Source organism: Succiniclasticum sp. (assembly GCF_056977735.1).
This window is the reverse complement of record NZ_DBMCWA010000014.1, coordinates 1-17,401: the sequence shown is the minus strand read 5'-3', so window position 1 is coordinate 17,401 and position 17,401 is coordinate 1. Positions and strand designations below refer to the sequence as shown.

11 protein-coding genes and 1 rRNA gene are annotated in these 17,401 nt (G+C 48.0%); all 12 read right to left on the bottom strand.

Annotation, left to right across the window (positions count from 1 at the left end; translation table 11 throughout):
• Positions 1–239: 239 nt before the first annotated feature.
• Complete coding sequence (gene rpsR, locus ACZOWY_RS08750; protein WP_093730903.1) at positions 240–470, bottom strand: 30S ribosomal protein S18; 231 nt, start codon at positions 468–470, stop codon at positions 240–242.
• 21 nt (positions 471–491) lie between these two features.
• Positions 492–953: a single-stranded DNA-binding protein gene (locus ACZOWY_RS08745; RefSeq protein WP_484395737.1), complete on the bottom strand. Its 462-nt coding sequence runs from the start codon at positions 951–953 to the stop codon at positions 492–494.
• A gap of 29 nt (positions 954–982) precedes the next feature.
• Positions 983–1,267 carry a 30S ribosomal protein S6 gene (rpsF, locus tag ACZOWY_RS08740; RefSeq protein ID WP_484395732.1) on the bottom strand — a complete coding sequence of 95 codons (285 nt, stop codon included), beginning with the start codon at positions 1,265–1,267 and terminating at the stop codon, positions 983–985.
• Positions 1,268–1,451: 184 nt separating this feature from the next.
• The gene (locus ACZOWY_RS08735; protein ID WP_484395728.1) at positions 1,452–2,177 is read right to left on the bottom strand and encodes an NAD-dependent protein deacylase; all 726 of its coding nucleotides are present in this window, start codon (positions 2,175–2,177) and stop codon (positions 1,452–1,454) included.
• A gap of 42 nt (positions 2,178–2,219) precedes the next feature.
• On the bottom strand, positions 2,220–3,599 hold the full coding sequence (locus tag ACZOWY_RS08730) for a tagaturonate epimerase family protein (RefSeq protein ID WP_484395725.1): 1,380 nt from the start codon (positions 3,597–3,599) through the stop codon (positions 2,220–2,222).
• Positions 3,600–4,310: 711 nt separating this feature from the next.
• Positions 4,311–7,874, bottom strand: coding sequence for a 4-alpha-glucanotransferase (gene malQ, locus ACZOWY_RS08725; RefSeq protein ID WP_484395719.1), 3,564 nt, complete (start codon positions 7,872–7,874; stop codon positions 4,311–4,313).
• 213 nt (positions 7,875–8,087) lie between these two features.
• A complete protein-coding gene (glgA, locus tag ACZOWY_RS08720) occupies positions 8,088–9,917 on the bottom strand; it encodes a glycogen synthase GlgA (RefSeq protein ID WP_484395714.1) in 1,830 nt (609 codons plus the stop codon).
• Positions 9,918–10,000: 83 nt separating this feature from the next.
• Positions 10,001–11,968 (bottom strand): 1,4-alpha-glucan branching protein GlgB, encoded by a 1,968-nt coding sequence (glgB, locus tag ACZOWY_RS08715; protein ID WP_484395709.1) that lies wholly within the window; start codon positions 11,966–11,968, stop codon positions 10,001–10,003.
• A gap of 102 nt (positions 11,969–12,070) precedes the next feature.
• Complete coding sequence (locus ACZOWY_RS08710) at positions 12,071–14,485, bottom strand: glycogen/starch/alpha-glucan phosphorylase (protein WP_484395704.1); 2,415 nt, start codon at positions 14,483–14,485, stop codon at positions 12,071–12,073.
• 10 nt (positions 14,486–14,495) lie between these two features.
• Positions 14,496–15,605, bottom strand: a complete 1,110-nt coding sequence (gene glgD / locus ACZOWY_RS08705) for a glucose-1-phosphate adenylyltransferase subunit GlgD (protein ID WP_484395700.1) — start codon at positions 15,603–15,605, stop codon at positions 14,496–14,498.
• The gene (locus ACZOWY_RS08700) at positions 15,602–16,768 is read right to left on the bottom strand and encodes a glucose-1-phosphate adenylyltransferase (protein WP_484395695.1); all 1,167 of its coding nucleotides are present in this window, start codon (positions 16,766–16,768) and stop codon (positions 15,602–15,604) included. The genes glgD and ACZOWY_RS08700 overlap by 4 nt, the downstream gene beginning before the upstream one ends.
• A 155-nt stretch (positions 16,769–16,923) precedes the next feature.
• Positions 16,924–17,040: ribosomal RNA gene (rrf, locus tag ACZOWY_RS08695) — 5S ribosomal RNA — on the bottom strand.
• Positions 17,041–17,401: the final 361 nt, after the last annotated feature.

Here is a 17,401-nt window from a genome sequence, read left to right as displayed (position 1 = left end):
TATACTGCAATTAAATATTGTATAAAACCATTCTGCGCGCCGGCACTTCCGTTTATGCGACACAATGCCTTCCACCGTTTAAAAAACGGCATAGCTATACAGGATAATTATAGCAAATTGATTACAGGACGGTCAAGAATAAACAAGCTAAAAACATTGCCGGGACATGCAGGTTCTTTAATAAAAAATCCCCGCCGCACTTGCGACGGGGACCTTGATTGTACAGATCTTGAAACCGATCAGTCAGCGGTAAACGGCATTAACGCAACGTTACGTGCGCGTTTGATCGCAGTGGTCAGTTCGCGCTGATGTTTAGCGCAGCAACCGGAAATACGGCGGGGTAAAATCTTGCCGCGTTCGGTTACGAATTTGTGCAGCTTGGCAACGTCCTTATAGTCGATGCTCTCCGCTTTATCTACGCAGAAGCTGCAAACTTTCCTTCTCGGTCTTCTGCCTCTTTGCATTTTCATTAGCTTAATCCTCCCTGTTGTTTAGAACGGAACTTCTTCGTCAAAGGGAACTTCGCTGCCCAAACCGCCCATCGGTGATTTGGCCATAGGAGCCGCAGATTCGGAAGCACCGGCATCCTGTCCGGGATACTGCTGTCCGTACTGCTGGTTGCGGTTGGCGCTTTCGCTCTTGCGTTCAATAAACTCAACGTTATTGGCGATAATCTCTGTTACCCAGTGCTTGGTGCCGTCTTTGGCATCAAAGTTACGGATCTGGAGACGGCCTTCCACTAACAGACGATGTCCTTTTGCGAGACTGTTTCCACATAATTCAGCAGCCTTGCCCCATACCACTACGGGGATAAAGTCTGCTTCGCGCTGGCCCTGTTGATTTAAAAAAGGTCTGTCAACTGCCAGCGTAAAGGAGCAAACCACCTTCTGGGAAGGGGTATAGCGCACTTCCGGATCTCTGGTCAGCCGGCCTAAAATAACTACTTTGTTCATTCGTTACCTCCACAGACTGAGTATTTCAATCAGTCTTCCTTTTTAATAATCATATGGCGCAGCACTTCGTCGGTAATCTTCATTACACGGTCAAGTTCTTTGACAGCGGCAGGTTCAGCCTTGAAATTAACGAGTACATAGTAACCTTCGGACAAATCCTGGATCAGGTAAGCCAGGTGTTTTTTGCCCCAACGATCTGTCTTTTCTACTGTAGCACCATTATCGGTCAGCAGCTTTTCGAATTTGGCGACAACGCCATCGATCACTTCATCCTCAACCGGTTTAATGATGTACATGACTTCGTATGCTCTCACGAAATCACCTCCTCCTCTGGACTTTCGGCTCCCCCTGTCTGGAGAGCAGAAGAAGTAAAATATGCTCTATCACAAGCTTTATTATATTATCACCAGCTAATAGAAATGTCAAGCAAAAAATACTAAGAACCGGAGTATCATCTGCTCCGGCTCTTCCTAAATTCCTTTTATTTTATCAAAACAGTTACACTACAATCTGGCTAAACACTTTGCCAATGCTGTCATGAATGACCAGGTTGGCCCTCTGGTCTGCCGAAGTTTCGGATTTGTTCACCAATACCAGCTTGTTGCCCTGATAATAGCGAATCAGTCCTGCTGCCGGATACACTACCAGGGACGTGCCGCCGATAATCAGCATGTCCGCCTGGGAAATGTAGTTTACCGAGGCTTCCAGGATATCCATATTCAGATTTTCTTCATATAATACTACATCCGGCTTCACCCGGCCGCCGCATTTGTCGCAGACGGGGACGCCTTTGGAATTTTTTACGTAGTTTACGTCAAAAAACTTATTGCAGTCCTCACAGTAGTTCCGCAGCACGCTTCCGTGCAGTTCCATCACGGTCTTACTGCCGGCTGCCTGGTGCAGCCCGTCAATGTTCTGGGTGATTACAGCCGTCAGCTTACCGGCTTTTTCCAGTTCCGCCAGTTTAAAATGGGCCGCATTGGGTTTTGCATCCAGAAACAGCATGCGGTTTTTGTAGAAATCAAAAAACTCTTCCGGGCAGTCCTCATAGAAGGTGTGGCTGACGATCATTTCTGGCGGATACCGGTACGTCTGATTGTAGAGGCCGTCCGTACTGCGGAAGTCCGGAATGCCGCTTTCCGTGGATACTCCGGCGCCGCCGAAGAATACAATACGTTTGGATTCCCGTATCATTTCATTTAACTTTGCAATCTTTTCATCCATGAGAACACCTCCCCGCAGCATGATATAAAAATAAATACAGATTTAGAGTTTACGAATCAATGTATTCACCAGTTCTGCCAGGTTTTCTTCGTACAGGTCTTTTTCCTTTTCCACCGCTTCTTTGACAGGAAGTTTGTCCTTATCTTCTTCGTTGCCTAAAATTTTATCATACGCTGTAACAAAAGCGATGCCCGCTTCTTTTTCAAAGGTCAGCTCTTCCACGGCGGGAACTTTCAGACCGGCCCGCTCCGCTATCTGTTTCAGCAACGTGCTGTCGGTCCTGGCAATGGTTTGCAGCGCTGCCAGCCAAAGCACATGCGTCAGTTTAAAGTTAACCCGCTGGTTACATTCTTTTGCCACCGCCGCCAGGTCATTAAATGCCAGCTCCGCGTTCCCGAAACTCATTCGGTAGTCAAACGCTTTGGCAATGCCTGCATGATACGCCATATCCGCTTCCATTTCTTTCTTGAAGATATTGGCATTGACGCAAAGGGTATCGAATTTTACCGCAGCCCGTTTCAGTTCGTTGGCCAGGAAATAATGTTCCTGGGGCGTCAGGGCTTTATCGCAGCGGGACAGATCTACTTCAAAGTCCAGATCCCAGGGCGTATCGTCCAGATAATCCTTGTACATGTTCTGCAGGAACATAATGGCCTGACCGAACTCCAATACCATCCGGTGCAGGGATTTTTCTTCAAATTTGATTTTCACATCGCCAACCTGGAATTCCGCATCCAAATAAGATTTGTCTATCGCTTCCTTAAAATCCCTATCAAATTCGCCGAACCGTTTTTCCGATTCTTCCACGCTCAGTTCTTCCACCGAACGGTCGATCTTATCGCTGCAGTCCACACCGATACCGCTGTATCCGTACAGCAGCGCCTTGACGATTTCTTCTTCTGTTTTCAGTCCGGCCGCGTTGGCTGCCCAGCCGCCTTTGTAACCGGAAGACAGCACACTCCATGTAGCAGTGTCCATCGCTTCCAGGAAGTTCCGCTGTAATACAGCGCTGTTTTCCGGTGTATAATCCACCAATACCGGTTTGATTTGTTTATGCACAAACAAATCGGGCAGCTTGCTGTTTATCACACCCAGCCAGTCGCTGAAGGCCACGCTGATGCCGTTTACCCCGCAGGAAGAGGGTGCCGCCCAGCCCACCAGACGGCGAACCAGTGCCGCGTTGTTGGGATTCAGGGGGAACAGGCCTATTTTTATTTTTTTATTTTCATCCGCTGTTTCGTATTCCGCGCCCTTCCAGGCTTTGTTCCATTCGGATTTTTCACCGCAGACTATCGCCAGGTGACGGCCGTTGCTATCGTCTACAAACCCCAGATAACCATCAGGAATCACGCTGAATGAAGATCCGTTCAGATCTCCCTTCGCGCTCATGAGTTTTTCCGCAATGTCACGTTTGATTGCCATATAACTAATCCTTTCTGTTTTTCCATGTCTTTTGTTTTACTTAATGTCAATTACAGCCCGTAAGGCTTCAACTGATATGATTTGTATTGATATATTTTACCATATAAAGACAAAAGCGCAAACCAGAGTTTAGAGAAAAAACCGGTTAAGAACATACCGCTCAAAGAATTCTTCCAAAAAGACCGGAAAAGAAATCTGTCCACTGCGGATGCAATACCAAATAGACGGTTTACGAATTTTTGTTTAACCCCTGTTTATACACAGTATGCACAGGGTTATCCACAGAAAAACAGTCTTTTGACTGGAAAAAATGTGGAAAACAGTAACTTTTTCCGATAAATTCCCCTGTCTTTGCCATTGTTATGCACAACCTGTGGATAAGTTGTGTGTATAACTTTTATTATATTCACACCACAACATATAGTAAAATATTGTTAAAAAACATCGAACATCTATGTAAATGACTATTTCTATTGTTTTGTCAAGCACATTTTTTGTAAACTGAATGAAATAAATTTTAAAAAGTTGTTGACTTTTTTTTAGCGCTATAGAGGTGTGATAAAATCGGCATGTTTGTTTTCGCTGAATTGTCAGATTTTAATTTTGCCGCTACAAATTACGATTGCAAAAATATTACTGAAATACGTTTCGATGCTACGTATTTTTCTTTTCTTTTTTGATAGACAGACACGATAAAGCAGGGCTGCATTTTTATATACTTCCACGCGCATATTTACTTACCAGCTTAGCCAGCTTATTTGCCAGTTCTTCTGTCAGACACCCTTCTTCCATTTTCCACATCCAGTTTCCGGATGGAATTCCCGGCGTATTCATACGGCATGAGGAAGGAAGGTCCAGTATATCCTGTGCGGGCACAATGACCGTCTCAGCACGGCGGCTGTACAGATATTCAATGAGCGACCAGGAGTCCGGTTCGCTGCCGGTTAAACAACGCAATTGGTTCCGCAGTTCCGGTGAGACTTCTTCTTCCAGCCAGCCCCGCAGGGTATTGTTGTCGTGGGTTCCGGTGTAAGCCACACAATTTGGCTCCGTGGCAAAATCACAGATCCCGTCAGCCCGGTTCTGAAAATGGAATTGCAGGATCCGCATGCCGGGCAGCCCCAGTTCATTCTTCAGCCGGTAAACCTCCTCGCTGATCTGTCCCAGATCTTCTGCAACCAGCAGCAAATCTGGCAGTTCCTCCCGTAAAGCCAGAAACATCTCCCGGCCTTTAGCCGGTTTCCAGCTGCCGGCGGTGGCGTCCTTTTCTCCCCGGGGAACGCCCCAGGCCGCCACAAATCCCCGGAAGTGATCAATCCGGACCCTGTCGGTGAACTGCGTTATAGCCCGGAACCGTTCTTTCCACCAGCGGAACCCGTCTTTTTCCATTACATCCCAGCGATACAGCGGATTGCCCCAGATTTGCCCGGCAGCGCTGAAATAATCCGGCGGAACCCCGGCTGCTTCTTCCGGGTATCCCTCTTCATCCAGATAAAAGTATTCCGGATGAGCCCAGCAGTCCGCACTGTCTGCCGCCACAAAGATGGGCATGTCGCCTAAAATTTCAATTCCTTTCGTATTAGCGCAGACCTTGATTTCCTGCCAGACACGGAAAAATTCAAATTGCTTTCTTTTATATATCTCTGTTTGCTTCTCCAACAGCTTTCCATATTTTTTTAACGCCGCCGGTCTTCGTATCCGTATCTCTTCAGGCCACTCCTGCCATGGTTTATGAAAATGATCCCGCAGCGCCCGGAACAGGGCATAGTCCGGCAGCCAGTAACTGTTTTCCTGGCAAAAAGCAAGATAGTTTTGTTGTTCTTCCACTTTTATACTTATGTTTGCGCTGCTTAACGTTTTCTTCGTACTGCCACAGGTTTTTTCTTCCGTTTCTGCAAACAAGGTTTCATGTCCGGCAAAAGCGGATACGGATAAGTAAGGTGAATCACCCAGGCCCGGTGGATTCAGGGGAAGGATCTGCCAAATTCTCTGCCCGGCAGCTGCTAAAAAATCAATCCACTCTTTCGCCGCTTTTTTCTTTTCCCTGCCGGTATGGCCCCAAAGGGATGTGGGATGTAGTAAAATTCCTGCTTTCCGTAAATTAATCGAGTTGATTGTATTATCTGCCGGCACTCGTTCCGGAAAACCATTTGCCTGTTCTGGCAGGTAAACTCCCTTTTCCACACATTGGTAAATCTGCTGGCCCAGGGGCGGCAGCGTAACCGTAAAAATCCCGTTGACCGTAGATACGGGTTCCGCGGGGACCGGCCCCACCGGCTGTAATTCTCCAAAGGCAAGTTCCCCGGTATAGACACGCACCGTATGGGCTTCCGTACCACGATTCAGTGCCATAAAGAACAACCCGTCCTCTGCCGGTTTACCGAAAACATCTTTTCCACCCTCAATGGAGCGGGCATAAATATATACATCACCCTCTGCATAAACGGGAATCATCCGCCCCGTACGCAGGGCATCAAACTTTTTCCGCAATTGGATAAAAGTTCGACAGTACGCCTGCAATTTTTTGTTTTCCCGACCCCAGGGATAAGGACGCCGGTTATCCGGGTCCTTGCCGCCCCGCAGCCCGGCCTCGTCACCGTAATAAATGCAGGGCATTCCCGGCAGCGTCATCTGCCAGGCCCAGAATAAGAGCAGGCGTCGTTCACCGATGCGCAGGCCGGATGAATCTGTAGCGTTTTCATGCATTAATTCGCGTCCCGCTTTACCAGGCCGATTTTGATCCGATGTTTCTGCCAGAACGGAAAGAATTCGTTCCACATCATGGCTGCCGGTCAGGTTCAGCATGGCGTACAGGTTTTCTTTCGGATAGTTTTCCATCTGCTGCAGATACAACGTGTTGGTATGCCCCGCATCAGCTTTTCCCAGCAAAAAGTCAAGCATCAGCCGGCGCAGTACGTAATTCATCACGCTGTCCAGTTTGCCGCCGCACAGGTAGGCCCGCTGCTTTCCGTAACTGATTTTGTTGGACGCATCCTCCCAGACCTCGCCGATCAGGGCAGCGTCCGGGTCGCACTTTTTCAATTCACTGTAAAACACCGTCAGGAATTCATCCGGCAGTTCGTCCGCCACGTCCAGGCGCCAGCCGCTGATTCCGGCATGCAGCCAGTGCTTCAGCACGCTGTCTTTATCCCGTATGATAAAGTCCTGATAGCTGCTGTCCCTTTCATCCACTTCCGGCAGGCTCTTGTCGCCCCACCAGCAGCTGTACTCTTCCGGAAACTTTTTGAACTGGTACCAGGAGTGGTACGGCGACGCTTTCGACTGGTATGCCCCGGCTTCCGGATAGCTTCCCCGCCGGTTAAAGTAAATGCTGTCGTCCCCCGTGTGGCTGAAGACCCCGTCCAGAATGACGCGGATGCCGTGTTCCTTTGCTTCTTTGCAAAGGATTGCAAACTCTTCTTCCGTCCCCAGAAAGGAATCGATTTTTTTATAGTCACCGGTATCGTAGTGATGGTTGCTGCGGCTTTCAAAAACAGGGTTCAGGTACAGGCAGGTGATACCCATGTTTTCAAGGTAATCCAGTTTTTCCCGGATGCCTTTCAGAGTGCCGCCAAAGAAATCGAAGTAAAGAATACTGCCTTCCGCCGGATCTTTAATATAACGGGGCAGGTCATTCCAATTTCCGTGCAGCAGCGCATTGGGCTTGCCAGTGAATTGAGACAGGGGAACATCCCCCCGGTTGAAGCGGTCCGGAAAAATCTGATACACCACAGCCTGTTTCATCCAGTCCGGCGTAACCGCGCCACAGTCGTATACCGTAATCTGGTAAGACGGCGGTTCCTGCTCATACTGCTGTCCCCAGCCTCCCAGCCGGGTTGCGTTATTACCATAGTAAACTGTTTTGTCCGCTTTCTTTATAATAAAATAATACCAGAGCAGGCAGCCGGTTTCCGGAACGGTAATCCGGCAGACATAACTGCGCTTCTTTTGTATAGCTTTATTGGTTAAAGAATCCAAAGCTTTCGTCGTTTTTGGTTCTCCCTGCAGAGACCGTACTGATACGCTTTCAACCGGTGCAATGTTTGCATCAGGCAGTTTTTCTTCTTTTACTGTCTCCTGCTTCCGCCTCCATACTTCAGGTTGCATTGTATACAGCGTTTCTCCGGCCCCTTCCTGCCATAGCCGCAGGATCACCTGTTCCGTTCCGTCCCCTTCCACTTCGCAGCGCAACGTGACTACGGATCCAACCTCCACTGCACCAAAAGGATAACGGTAGGTTGTATTTCTTGAATCGTGAATGATTTCAGGCTGCATATATCAAGCACGTCCAACAGCAAAATAGCTGAAGGACTTCCTTTCTCCCGAAAATTTCCGGGTATTTGTTTTTCCCGCTTACAGAAAAAGCGAAAGTGTTCCCGCTTTTCAGAAATCACTTTCGCTTAGTAAGTAAACACTGATTAAACAGGTTTTGACACGTGCCGCCAAAATATGCGGCAGGAAGGAAAATGTCTCTGTTTTCCCTATACGTTACTCAGCGTCTTTCTTTGTATTTTTTGTCCCGGGCTTCCGTCCCCGTTTTTTCGGCGTGGCAGTTTCAGAAGCTTCAGTTGTTACGTCTGCTGTCGATTCAGCTTTCTTTCTGGTTGCTCTTCTTGCAGCTGTCTTTTTGACCTCCGTTCCTTCCCCAGTGGCAGCGGCACTTTTTTTCGACGTCGTCTTTTTAGCCGTGGTCTTTTTTGCTGCTGTTTTTTTAGTTTCTGTAGTTTTGTCTGCCGCTTTTTTTGTTGTTCTCTTTGCCACAGTTTTCTTCTTTACAAGTTCAACTGCCGCTTCGGGCTCTTCCGGTTTTTCAGGTGCTTTATCTTCTTCCGCTTTTGCTTCCGCGATCTGTTCTTCGGAAACAGGTTCAACCGTAATGGTGTCCCCTGCAATTTTCGCATACAAATCCGCATAGGCCTGTGCAGAACGGTTCCAGCTGTTATCGCTTCGCATCGCATTGGACACGATTCTTTCCCACAAGGGTTTTTCTGCAAAGCAGGTCAGGCCCCGTTTAATGGTAAACAGAAGCTCATGGGCATTGAAATTGGTAAAGCAGAAACCGTTTCCTTCCGGTGCTGTATACTTGTCAAAATTGAACACGGAATCTTTCAGGCCGCCGGTCTCCCGTACAACGGGAACGGTACCGTAACGCATGGCGATCATCTGGCTGAGACCGCAGGCTTCATACCGGGAGGGCATGATGAACATGTCTGCACCCGCATACACACGGCGGGCCAGTCCTTCATTAAACAGAATATTGACTGAAACGCTGCCCGGATGTCGCCAGGCCAGTTCACGCAGCGCATCGGCATACTCTTCGTCGCCGGTACCCACCACAATCAGCTGTACCTGTTCTTCCATCAGTTCATCCATAATATGCATCACCAGATCCAGCCCTTTGGCTTCCACCAGACGGGTGATCATGCCCAGCACCGGAATCTCCCGGTTTACCGTCAGGCCCAGCTCACGCTGCAGGGCTTCCTTGGCCAGCGGTTTTTTCAAAAATACATTGCTGCTATCAAAGCAGACCGGCAGATTCGGATCCGTTTCCGGATTATATTCCTGTTCATCCAACCCATTCAGAATACCGTCGATCTTTCCGGCACACAGGGCTACGTAATCTTCCAGCCCTTCGCCAAAATACGGATAAGTAATTTCTTCCGCATAGGAAGGACTGACAGTGGTAATGTAATCCGCATAACACATCCCGGCTTTCATGAAATTCACGTTACCGGTATTTTCAATATTTCCATTATATAACAGGCGTAAGGGCATTCCTAGTACATCTTCCACGATTTCCCTGCCAAATACACCCTGATATTTCAGATTGTGGATCGTATAAATGTTTTTCAGTCCCTGATAGAAAGGATCCTGCATGAAATCTTCTTTCAGATAAGCGCCCAGCATGCCAGTGTGCCAGTCGTTGCTGTGGATCACGTCCGGTTTGAAACCAATGTGGGGAAGCATGGCCAGTACGGCTTTGACGAAATAGGCAAAGCGTTCCGCATCGTCATCATACCCGTACAGTTTTTCTCTTTTGAAATAATATTCATTGTCAATGAAATATACAGGGATACCATCCTGCGCCAGCTTCTTTACTCCCATATACTGGTTACGCCAGGACAGGTCTACCATTCCTTCGTAAACGGTCTCCATCTTTCCCTGGTATGCTTCACCGATTCCTTCATAATTTGGAATCACCAGGGCCGGTTCCACTCCCAGAGCCTGCAATGCTTTGGGCAGGGCTCCCATCACGTCGGCCAGTCCGCCGGTTTTAATAAAAGGAGCAGCTTCCGATGCTACAAATAAAACTTTCATTTTTATCAATCCGCCTTTCTGTAAAAAGAATTGAAGGATTTAAGAAAACACTGATTTATTTGTTTATGACTATCCGCAAATACTTATTTAACAAGTGATTCCTTAATTTTTACATTACGGGTTTCCTTCATTTTCTTTTTTGTAGTTTTCTTCTTTTTCGGTTTTTCAAATTTTATATAAAGCACTGCCAACGGCGGCAGTGTCAGGGTGATTGATTGTTCTTTTCCGTGACAGGCTACAGGATCGCTCAGTACCTGTTTTTTATTGCCCTCTCCGGAACCGCCGAATTCCGAATCATCACTGTTAAAAACCACTGTATAGGTACCGGGTTCTTCCACGCCGATCCGGTAACCCCTCCGGACCTCCGGGGTAAAATTACAAACCACGATAGTCTGGTCTTCCGGCTTTACGCCTTTCCGGTAAAAACTGATGACGCTGTTGTCATTGTCGTCACAACTGATCCAGTTAAATCCCTGCCAGGCGTAATCAATCTGCCAAAACTCCGGGTGCTTATTATAAAACAAGTTAAGCGCTTTCACATAACGTTGCATCTCCTGATGGGCAGGGTAATCCAGCAGATGCCAGTCCAAACTGTCATCGAATTTCCATTCAATAAACTGCCCGAACTCACCGCCCATAAACAGCAGTTTCTTCCCCGGATGGCTCATCCAGTATCCGTAAAAGGCCCGCAGCCCGGCAAACTTTTTCCAATAATCCCCAGGCATCTTGTCCAGCAGGGAATGTTTGCCGTGTACCACCTCATCGTGGCTTAAGGGCAGGATAAAATTTTCCGCAAAGGCATAGTACAGCGAAAAAGTGATCAGGTTTTGGGAACCTTTCCGGAACAGCGGGTCCATGGACATGTACCGCAGCATATCGTTCATCCAACCCATGTTCCATTTATAATTGAATCCCAGGCCACCCTTGTCCACCGGTCCGGAGACCATGGGCCAGGATGTGGACTCTTCCGCGATCATCAGGGCATGGGGAATTTCTTTAAACACCGCTGAATTCAGCTTGCGCAGGAAATCCACCGCTTCCAGATTTTCCCGGCCGCCGTATTTATTCGCCTGCCATTCGCCCTGTTTTTTCCCGTAATCCAGATACAGCATATTAGCTACGGCGTCAATCCGCAGCCCGTCCAGATGGAACTGCTCCAGCCAGAAGCAGGCGCTTGAAATCAGGAAACTCTGCACTTCCGGACGGCCGTAATCAAAGTTCATGGTATCCCAGTCTTTATTTTCCGCCAAAACGGGATTCCCCGACTCGTACAACGGCTCCCCGTCAAAATGTCGGAGACCGTGGGCATCCTTACAAAAATGTCCCGGTACCCAGTCCAGGATCACGCCGATTTTATTTTTGTGCAGCGTGTCTACCAGATACATAAAATCTTCCGGCGAACCGTAACGGCTGGTAGCGGCAAAATACCCGGTCGCCTGATAACCCCAGGACCCGTCGTAAGGGTACTCGCACAGAGGCATCAGTTCCACATGGGTATAGTGCATTTCTTTAACATACTGCGCCAGCGGCTCCGCAATGTCACGGTAATTCATCACCTCGCCTGACGCGTCGCGTTTCCAGGAGCCCAGATGGACTTCATAGATCAGCATGGGATTATGGTAGGAATCATACTCCTTCCGGCTTTTTTGCCAGCTGACGTCATGCCATTGATAATGCAGGTTCTTTACTACGGAAGCGGTGTTTGGGCGCAGTTCTGCTGCAAACCCGTAAGGGTCACTCTTTAAGATGACCTCTCCCGACGCTGTTTTAATGGCATATTTATAAGTCGTACCTTCATGAAGCCCCGGTACATAGGCAACCCAGAGGCCAATTCCCTGTTTTGCCCGTTCCATAGGCGTCGCTTTCACATCCCAGCCGTTAAAATCCCCTACTACGCTGACCGCCCGGGCATGGGGAGCCCACACACAGAAGCGGACGCTGGATTTCTGTTTCCAGCTGGTAAGATGGGCGCCAAACAGCCGGTAACTGCTGTAATTGGTCCCCTGATGGAAAAGATAGGTACTGTACGCATCAATCGCACTGATTCGCATGGTAAATCCTCTTACATTCAAAATTTCCGATTATCTGAACACCGATAGTCCGCGTTTCGGTTAACTACCCGGTACGCTTCCTCCGTTGGATCAGATGATACTTCAGATTTTTACTGCTTTCAGATTCCAAATCTCTTTTGCATATTCCCGAATGGTCCTGTCACTGGAGAAATGTCCCGCATGGGCAATATTCACCGTACTGGACCGGTACCATCCGTCAATATTTCTGTACCGGCGCTGAATCTCTTCCTGGGCGGCGCAGTAGGGTTTAAAATCCTTTAACACAAAGAACTCATCATTACGGTCCAGCAACGCTTCCCGCAGCTGTCCGAACATGGGATTTTCCTCGAAGACTTCCAACATGCGGCGTACATCTGCGTCGCTGTTATAAATATCCCAGGAAGAATATCCGCCCTCCTGATAATACTGCTGGACTTCTTCTGCCCGCAGACCGAAGATTACGCTGTGTGCATCTCCCACTTCCTGATGGATCTCCACATTGGCCCCGTCCATAGTTCCCAGCGTAATAGCCCCGTTAAACATAAATTTCATGTTGCCGGTACCGGAGGCTTCCTTGCTGGCTGTGGAAATCTGCTCACTGACATCGGCAGCAGGGAACAGTTTCTGCCCCAGAGATACGTTATAGTTTTCCAGGAACACCACTTTCAGTTTATCCGCCACCCTGTGATCCTGATCAATGAGTTTTGCCACCGTATTGATCAGCTGGATGGTGATCTTCGCTTCCCCATAACTGGCCGCTGCCTTGCCTCCGAAAATGAAGGTCCGGGGGACCATATCCAGATGGGGGTTTTCTACCAGCTCCCTGTACAGATGATACACGTGCAGGATATTCAGAAGCTGACGCTTGTACATATGCATCCGTTTAATCTGGATATCAAAGATGGAATGAGGATTTATCGTAATATTTCGTTCCTTATATAAATATTGCGCGAGAATATCCTTGCGTTGCTGTTTCACCGCTGCCAGTTCCCTGCAGAACGATTTATTGTTTCCAAATGGCTCCAGGGCCAGCAGTTTTTCCGGCGCATGAATCCAGTCATTCCCAATAGTATCACAGATCAGTTCCGTTAACTGGGGATTGGATTCTATGAGCCAGCGGCGGTGGGTCACACCGTTGGTCTTGTTGTTGAACCGTTCCGGGAACCAGGTATAAAAAGGCTTCAGGGTATTAATCTTTAGGATTTCTGAATGGAGTTTTGCCACACCGTTTATGCTATGGCTGCCAACTACCGCCAGACTTGCCATATGCACCTGGTTATTCCAGAGAATTGCCACATCCCTGGCAACATCATCCCGTCCGGGGAACCGTTGCCGCACGGCTTCCAGCCAGCGCCTGTTAATTTCGTCAACAATCAGGAAGATGCGTGGCAGCAGTTCCTGGAACATGGGTATGGACCATCGTTCCAGCGCCTCCGGCATAATGGTATGGTTGGTATAGGCAACAGCATTTGTGGTAATGCGCCAGGCATCTTCCCATTTCATGCCCTCTTCATCCAGTAAAATACGCATCAGTTCAGGAATAATCAGGGCCGGATGGGTGTCATTAATATGAAGGGCAATGTATTTATCAAAATCCTTTGGCGAACCGTAATGCTTCTTGAAATGCCGCATAATACTCTGCAGACCGGCAGAAACGAAAAAGTACTCCTGCATCAGCCGCAGCTTGCGGCCTTCATACGTGGAATCGTCCGGATACAGGAAACGGGATATCTGCTGGGTCAGATCTTTATAATGCAACGCACGCCGGTAATCGCCGTAACGCAGCTGGCCATACATACCTTCCCGCGTGTACTCTGCCTTCCACAGACGCAGTGTATTCACCGTACGGTTCTGATAACCCAGAACGGGAACATCATACGGTACGGCCCGTACAGCATTGTAATGCTCATGTACGCAAACCAGCGTCCCCCCCCTTCCGGGACGCATGTAGGCCTGCCCGCCAAAACGGACATCCACCGCTTTATCTGATTTCCGAATTTCCCAGGGGAAACCGTTACGCAGCCAGGCATCCGGCAGCTCCACCTGCTGCCCGTCGATGATACGCTGATCAAACAGGCCGTATTGGTAACGGATGCTGCATCCATGCCCCGGCAGCTGCAATGCCGCCAGAGAATCAATAAAGCAGGCAGCCAGACGTCCTAACCCACCGTTGCCTAAACCGGGATCCGGCTCTTCGGGAAAAATATCATCCAGATCGAAGCCAAAATCCCGTAAAGCCTCGCGGCACAATTTTTCCATGCCGCAATTCAGCAGGTTTGTATTCAGCAAACGGCCTAATAAAAATTCAATGGAAAAATAGTAAACCTGGCGGGCTCTTTTATGATTATAAACCTTTTCCGTCTGGATCCAGTCTTCACTCACCAGATCTTTGATCATGGTGGCAAGGATCTGATACACCTCCTTACGGGATAATTCTTTTACAGGTTTTTCAAATAAAACTTCCGCCTTTTCAATAAATAAATTTTTAAACTCTTTTTTAGTTTTCCAAATTCGCATAGCCTGATAATTACCGTACCTCGTGTTTAATGATACACAACGGCCCCTTTTCTGTTCCTTCTAATACCGCCTCTGGCTGGATATCCCTGTCTTTGTCACAGATAACATAATCCAATATCGCGTCTTCTCCCACATTGGTGTTCTGCATGATGATGCTGTTGCGGATCACGGCATTCCGGCCTACCCGCACTTTGCGGAACAGGATACTGTTTTCCACTGTTCCCTCAATGATACAGCCATTCGCCACCAGGGAATTGGTGACGCGCGCCTCTTCCATATATTTTGCCGGCGCTTCATCCTTAATTTTTGTATAGATCCGATTATCCTGGTGGAAAATCTCCCGCCAATTCTCCTGCTTCAGCATATCCATGCTGGACTGGAAATAACTGTCAATGGAATTGATCCGTTTGGCATAGCCTTTAAAAGGAAAACCGAAAATACGCAGGTTTTCCACATTGTCTGCCAGCACTTCATCAAAAAATTTCCATTTCCCCCCAAAGTTGGCCCGCCGGATCATCCGAAGGAACAACTCGCTGTCTATTAATACGGCACCTAAAAACAGGTTTTCATCTTTTTTTACGTTTGCGGCCTTTTGCATACCGATAACATGTCCGTTAGCCGTTGTCTTGAGAACATAGCCTTCACCCGGGCAATCCTCTTCCTGCTTCTTATATACCAGAGTGATGTTCGCATTATGCTTGCGGTGGAAGTGCATGACCTCCTCGTAATCAATGTTGGCCACCACATCACAGCCGGAAAGCAGCAAATATCTGCACTGTCCGGCTTCCACATAGCGCAGGTTCTTAAAGTAACTGTAAATGTCGCCTCCCTGCGGATGCAGGAGTTCTTCTTCCTCATCCATCGGCAGATAATACAAGCCATTCTGCTTACGTGCCAGATTCCATTCTTTTGCGGAACGTACGTGGTCTAGTACGGAACGGGAGTGGAACGGCAAAATCAGGCCAACCGTATTAATCCCCGCATTGACCATATTACTCAGTGCAAAGTCCATCAGGCGGAATTTGGCGCCGAAAGGTTCAGAAGCTAATGGCCGTTTTGCGCTCAGTTCCTTCATCGTATTGGGGCACTGTAAATTAATCAAACCTAAAATGTCCGTCATTTTATTTTGCCCCCCTTTCCTTTTGCATCTGCTTTTACTGTTTCATCGTTTCCATAAACGGCTACTTCGGTATTGGAACCCTGGATCTGTACGCCGGCACAGATGCGACACCGTTCCCCGATAATCGCCCGGTCAATGACTGCATTTTTTTCCACAACTGTTCCCGGCATGATAACGGAATTCGTAACCTTGGCCCCTTCTTCCACTACTACATTATAAAAAATGACGGAATGGGAGACCTTACCGCAAATTGCTGCGCCTTCCCCTACCAGTGAACTGTACAACTGTGCGTTCGCCCCAACATAATGCGGGGGGAAGGAATGGTTACCTGCATAAATCCGCCAGTTCGGATTATTCAGATTCAAGGGCGGATCATCGGCCAGCAGGTCCATATTTGCCTGCCATAAACTTTCAAACGTGCCCACATCCTTCCAATATCCCTCAAAGGGATAGGCATAAACCGGCAGTTCGTCAGCCAGCATGGCAGGAATCACATTTTTTCCAAAATCATGATCCGAATCATTTCGTTTTGCGTCTTCCATAAGATATTTTTTTAATACAGCTTTATCAAAAATATAAATCCCCATAGACGCTAACGTACTTTTTGGATGAGCCGGTTTTTCTTCAAATTCCCTAATCCGCAGATTCGAATCCGTATTCATGATACCAAACCGGGAAGCTTCTGATAACGGCACCTGAATCGTGCTTACCGTAGCTTTGGCTTTATGTTTTTTATGGAAAGCCAGCATTTTTGCATAATCCATGGAATAGATATGATCCCCTGAAAGGACAAGTACATATTTAGGATCAATCATATCCATGAAATTCAGATTCTGATAAATGGCATCGGCCGTCCCCTGATACCAGTTTGAAGAGTCTTTATCATTCATATACGGCGGCAGAATAAATGCTCCCCCATGTTCGGAATCCAAATCCCAGCTGCTGCCGTTGCCGATATACCAGTTCAGTTCCAACGGTTGGTATTGTGTCAGGATACCTACGGTATTGATACCTGAGTTACGGCAGTTGCTCAGTGTAAAATCAATGATCCGGTACTTCCCGCCAAACAGCACCGCCGGTTTCGCCACATTTTTTGTCAGGACGCCCAGACGGCTTCCCTTCCCGCCTGCCAATATCATAGCCAGGCATTCTGTTCTTTGCATAGAATCAACCCCTTACGCACAGATTTATCCACTGTACATATTATATCAAAAAACATTGAAGAAAGATATAATAAAAGCCTGATCTTCCTATTTTTAAAGTAATAATTATATACACGCAAAAAGCCCCCGCACGTGTTGTGCGGGGGCTTCGTCTTAACCGGCAACAATCTATCCTCCCGGGCCGCTTCCAGCCAAGTACTTTCGACGCGTGAGAGCTTAACTGCTGTGTTCGGGATGGGAACAGGTGGTTCCTCTCAGCCATCGTCACCGGATCTCTGAACCGTCTTTTTGTGTTCCCGCTTCCTCAAGACTGCGTCTCGCTTGCTCGACATACCTCGGTATGCCTTCGCTGCGCTCGCTGGCCTTTCCTTGCGGCCTCCACAAAAATCCTGGTCCAATGAATGGTCTTTTCAGGCTTCTGCTTCGTCAGTCTGCGGCTCCCTCGGTCGATATACCGCAGTATTATCTCCCGTCGCTCGCCTTGCCTTCCTCGCATAACCCCTGAAAATCCTCATTCATTTCTCGGGTCTTTTCAGACCTTCAAAACTTTACAGAAGAAACTACTTACACTCACTAACTTATCTTCACTCGCTTCCTTAAATCAAGCCCTCGACGGATTAGTACCGGTCCGCT

Coding starts and splice junctions, on each gene's coding strand:
- glgA (WP_484395714.1), bottom strand. CDS start 9,917: ATGAAAGTTTTATTTGTAGCATCGGAAGCTGCTCCTTTTATTAAAACC.
- glgB (WP_484395709.1), bottom strand. CDS start 11,968: ATGCGAATCAGTGCGATTGATGCGTACAGTACCTATCTTTTCCATCAG.
- ACZOWY_RS08735 (WP_484395728.1), bottom strand. CDS start 2,177: ATGGATGAAAAGATTGCAAAGTTAAATGAAATGATACGGGAATCCAAA.
- ACZOWY_RS08745 (WP_484395737.1), bottom strand. CDS start 953: ATGAACAAAGTAGTTATTTTAGGCCGGCTGACCAGAGATCCGGAAGTG.
- rpsR (WP_093730903.1), bottom strand. CDS start 470: ATGAAAATGCAAAGAGGCAGAAGACCGAGAAGGAAAGTTTGCAGCTTC.
- ACZOWY_RS08730 (WP_484395725.1), bottom strand. CDS start 3,599: ATGGCAATCAAACGTGACATTGCGGAAAAACTCATGAGCGCGAAGGGA.
- ACZOWY_RS08700 (WP_484395695.1), bottom strand. CDS start 16,768: ATGCAAAGAACAGAATGCCTGGCTATGATATTGGCAGGCGGGAAGGGA.
- glgD (WP_484395700.1), bottom strand. CDS start 15,605: ATGACGGACATTTTAGGTTTGATTAATTTACAGTGCCCCAATACGATG.
- malQ (WP_484395719.1), bottom strand. CDS start 7,874: ATGCAGCCTGAAATCATTCACGATTCAAGAAATACAACCTACCGTTAT.
- ACZOWY_RS08710 (WP_484395704.1), bottom strand. CDS start 14,485: ATGCGAATTTGGAAAACTAAAAAAGAGTTTAAAAATTTATTTATTGAA.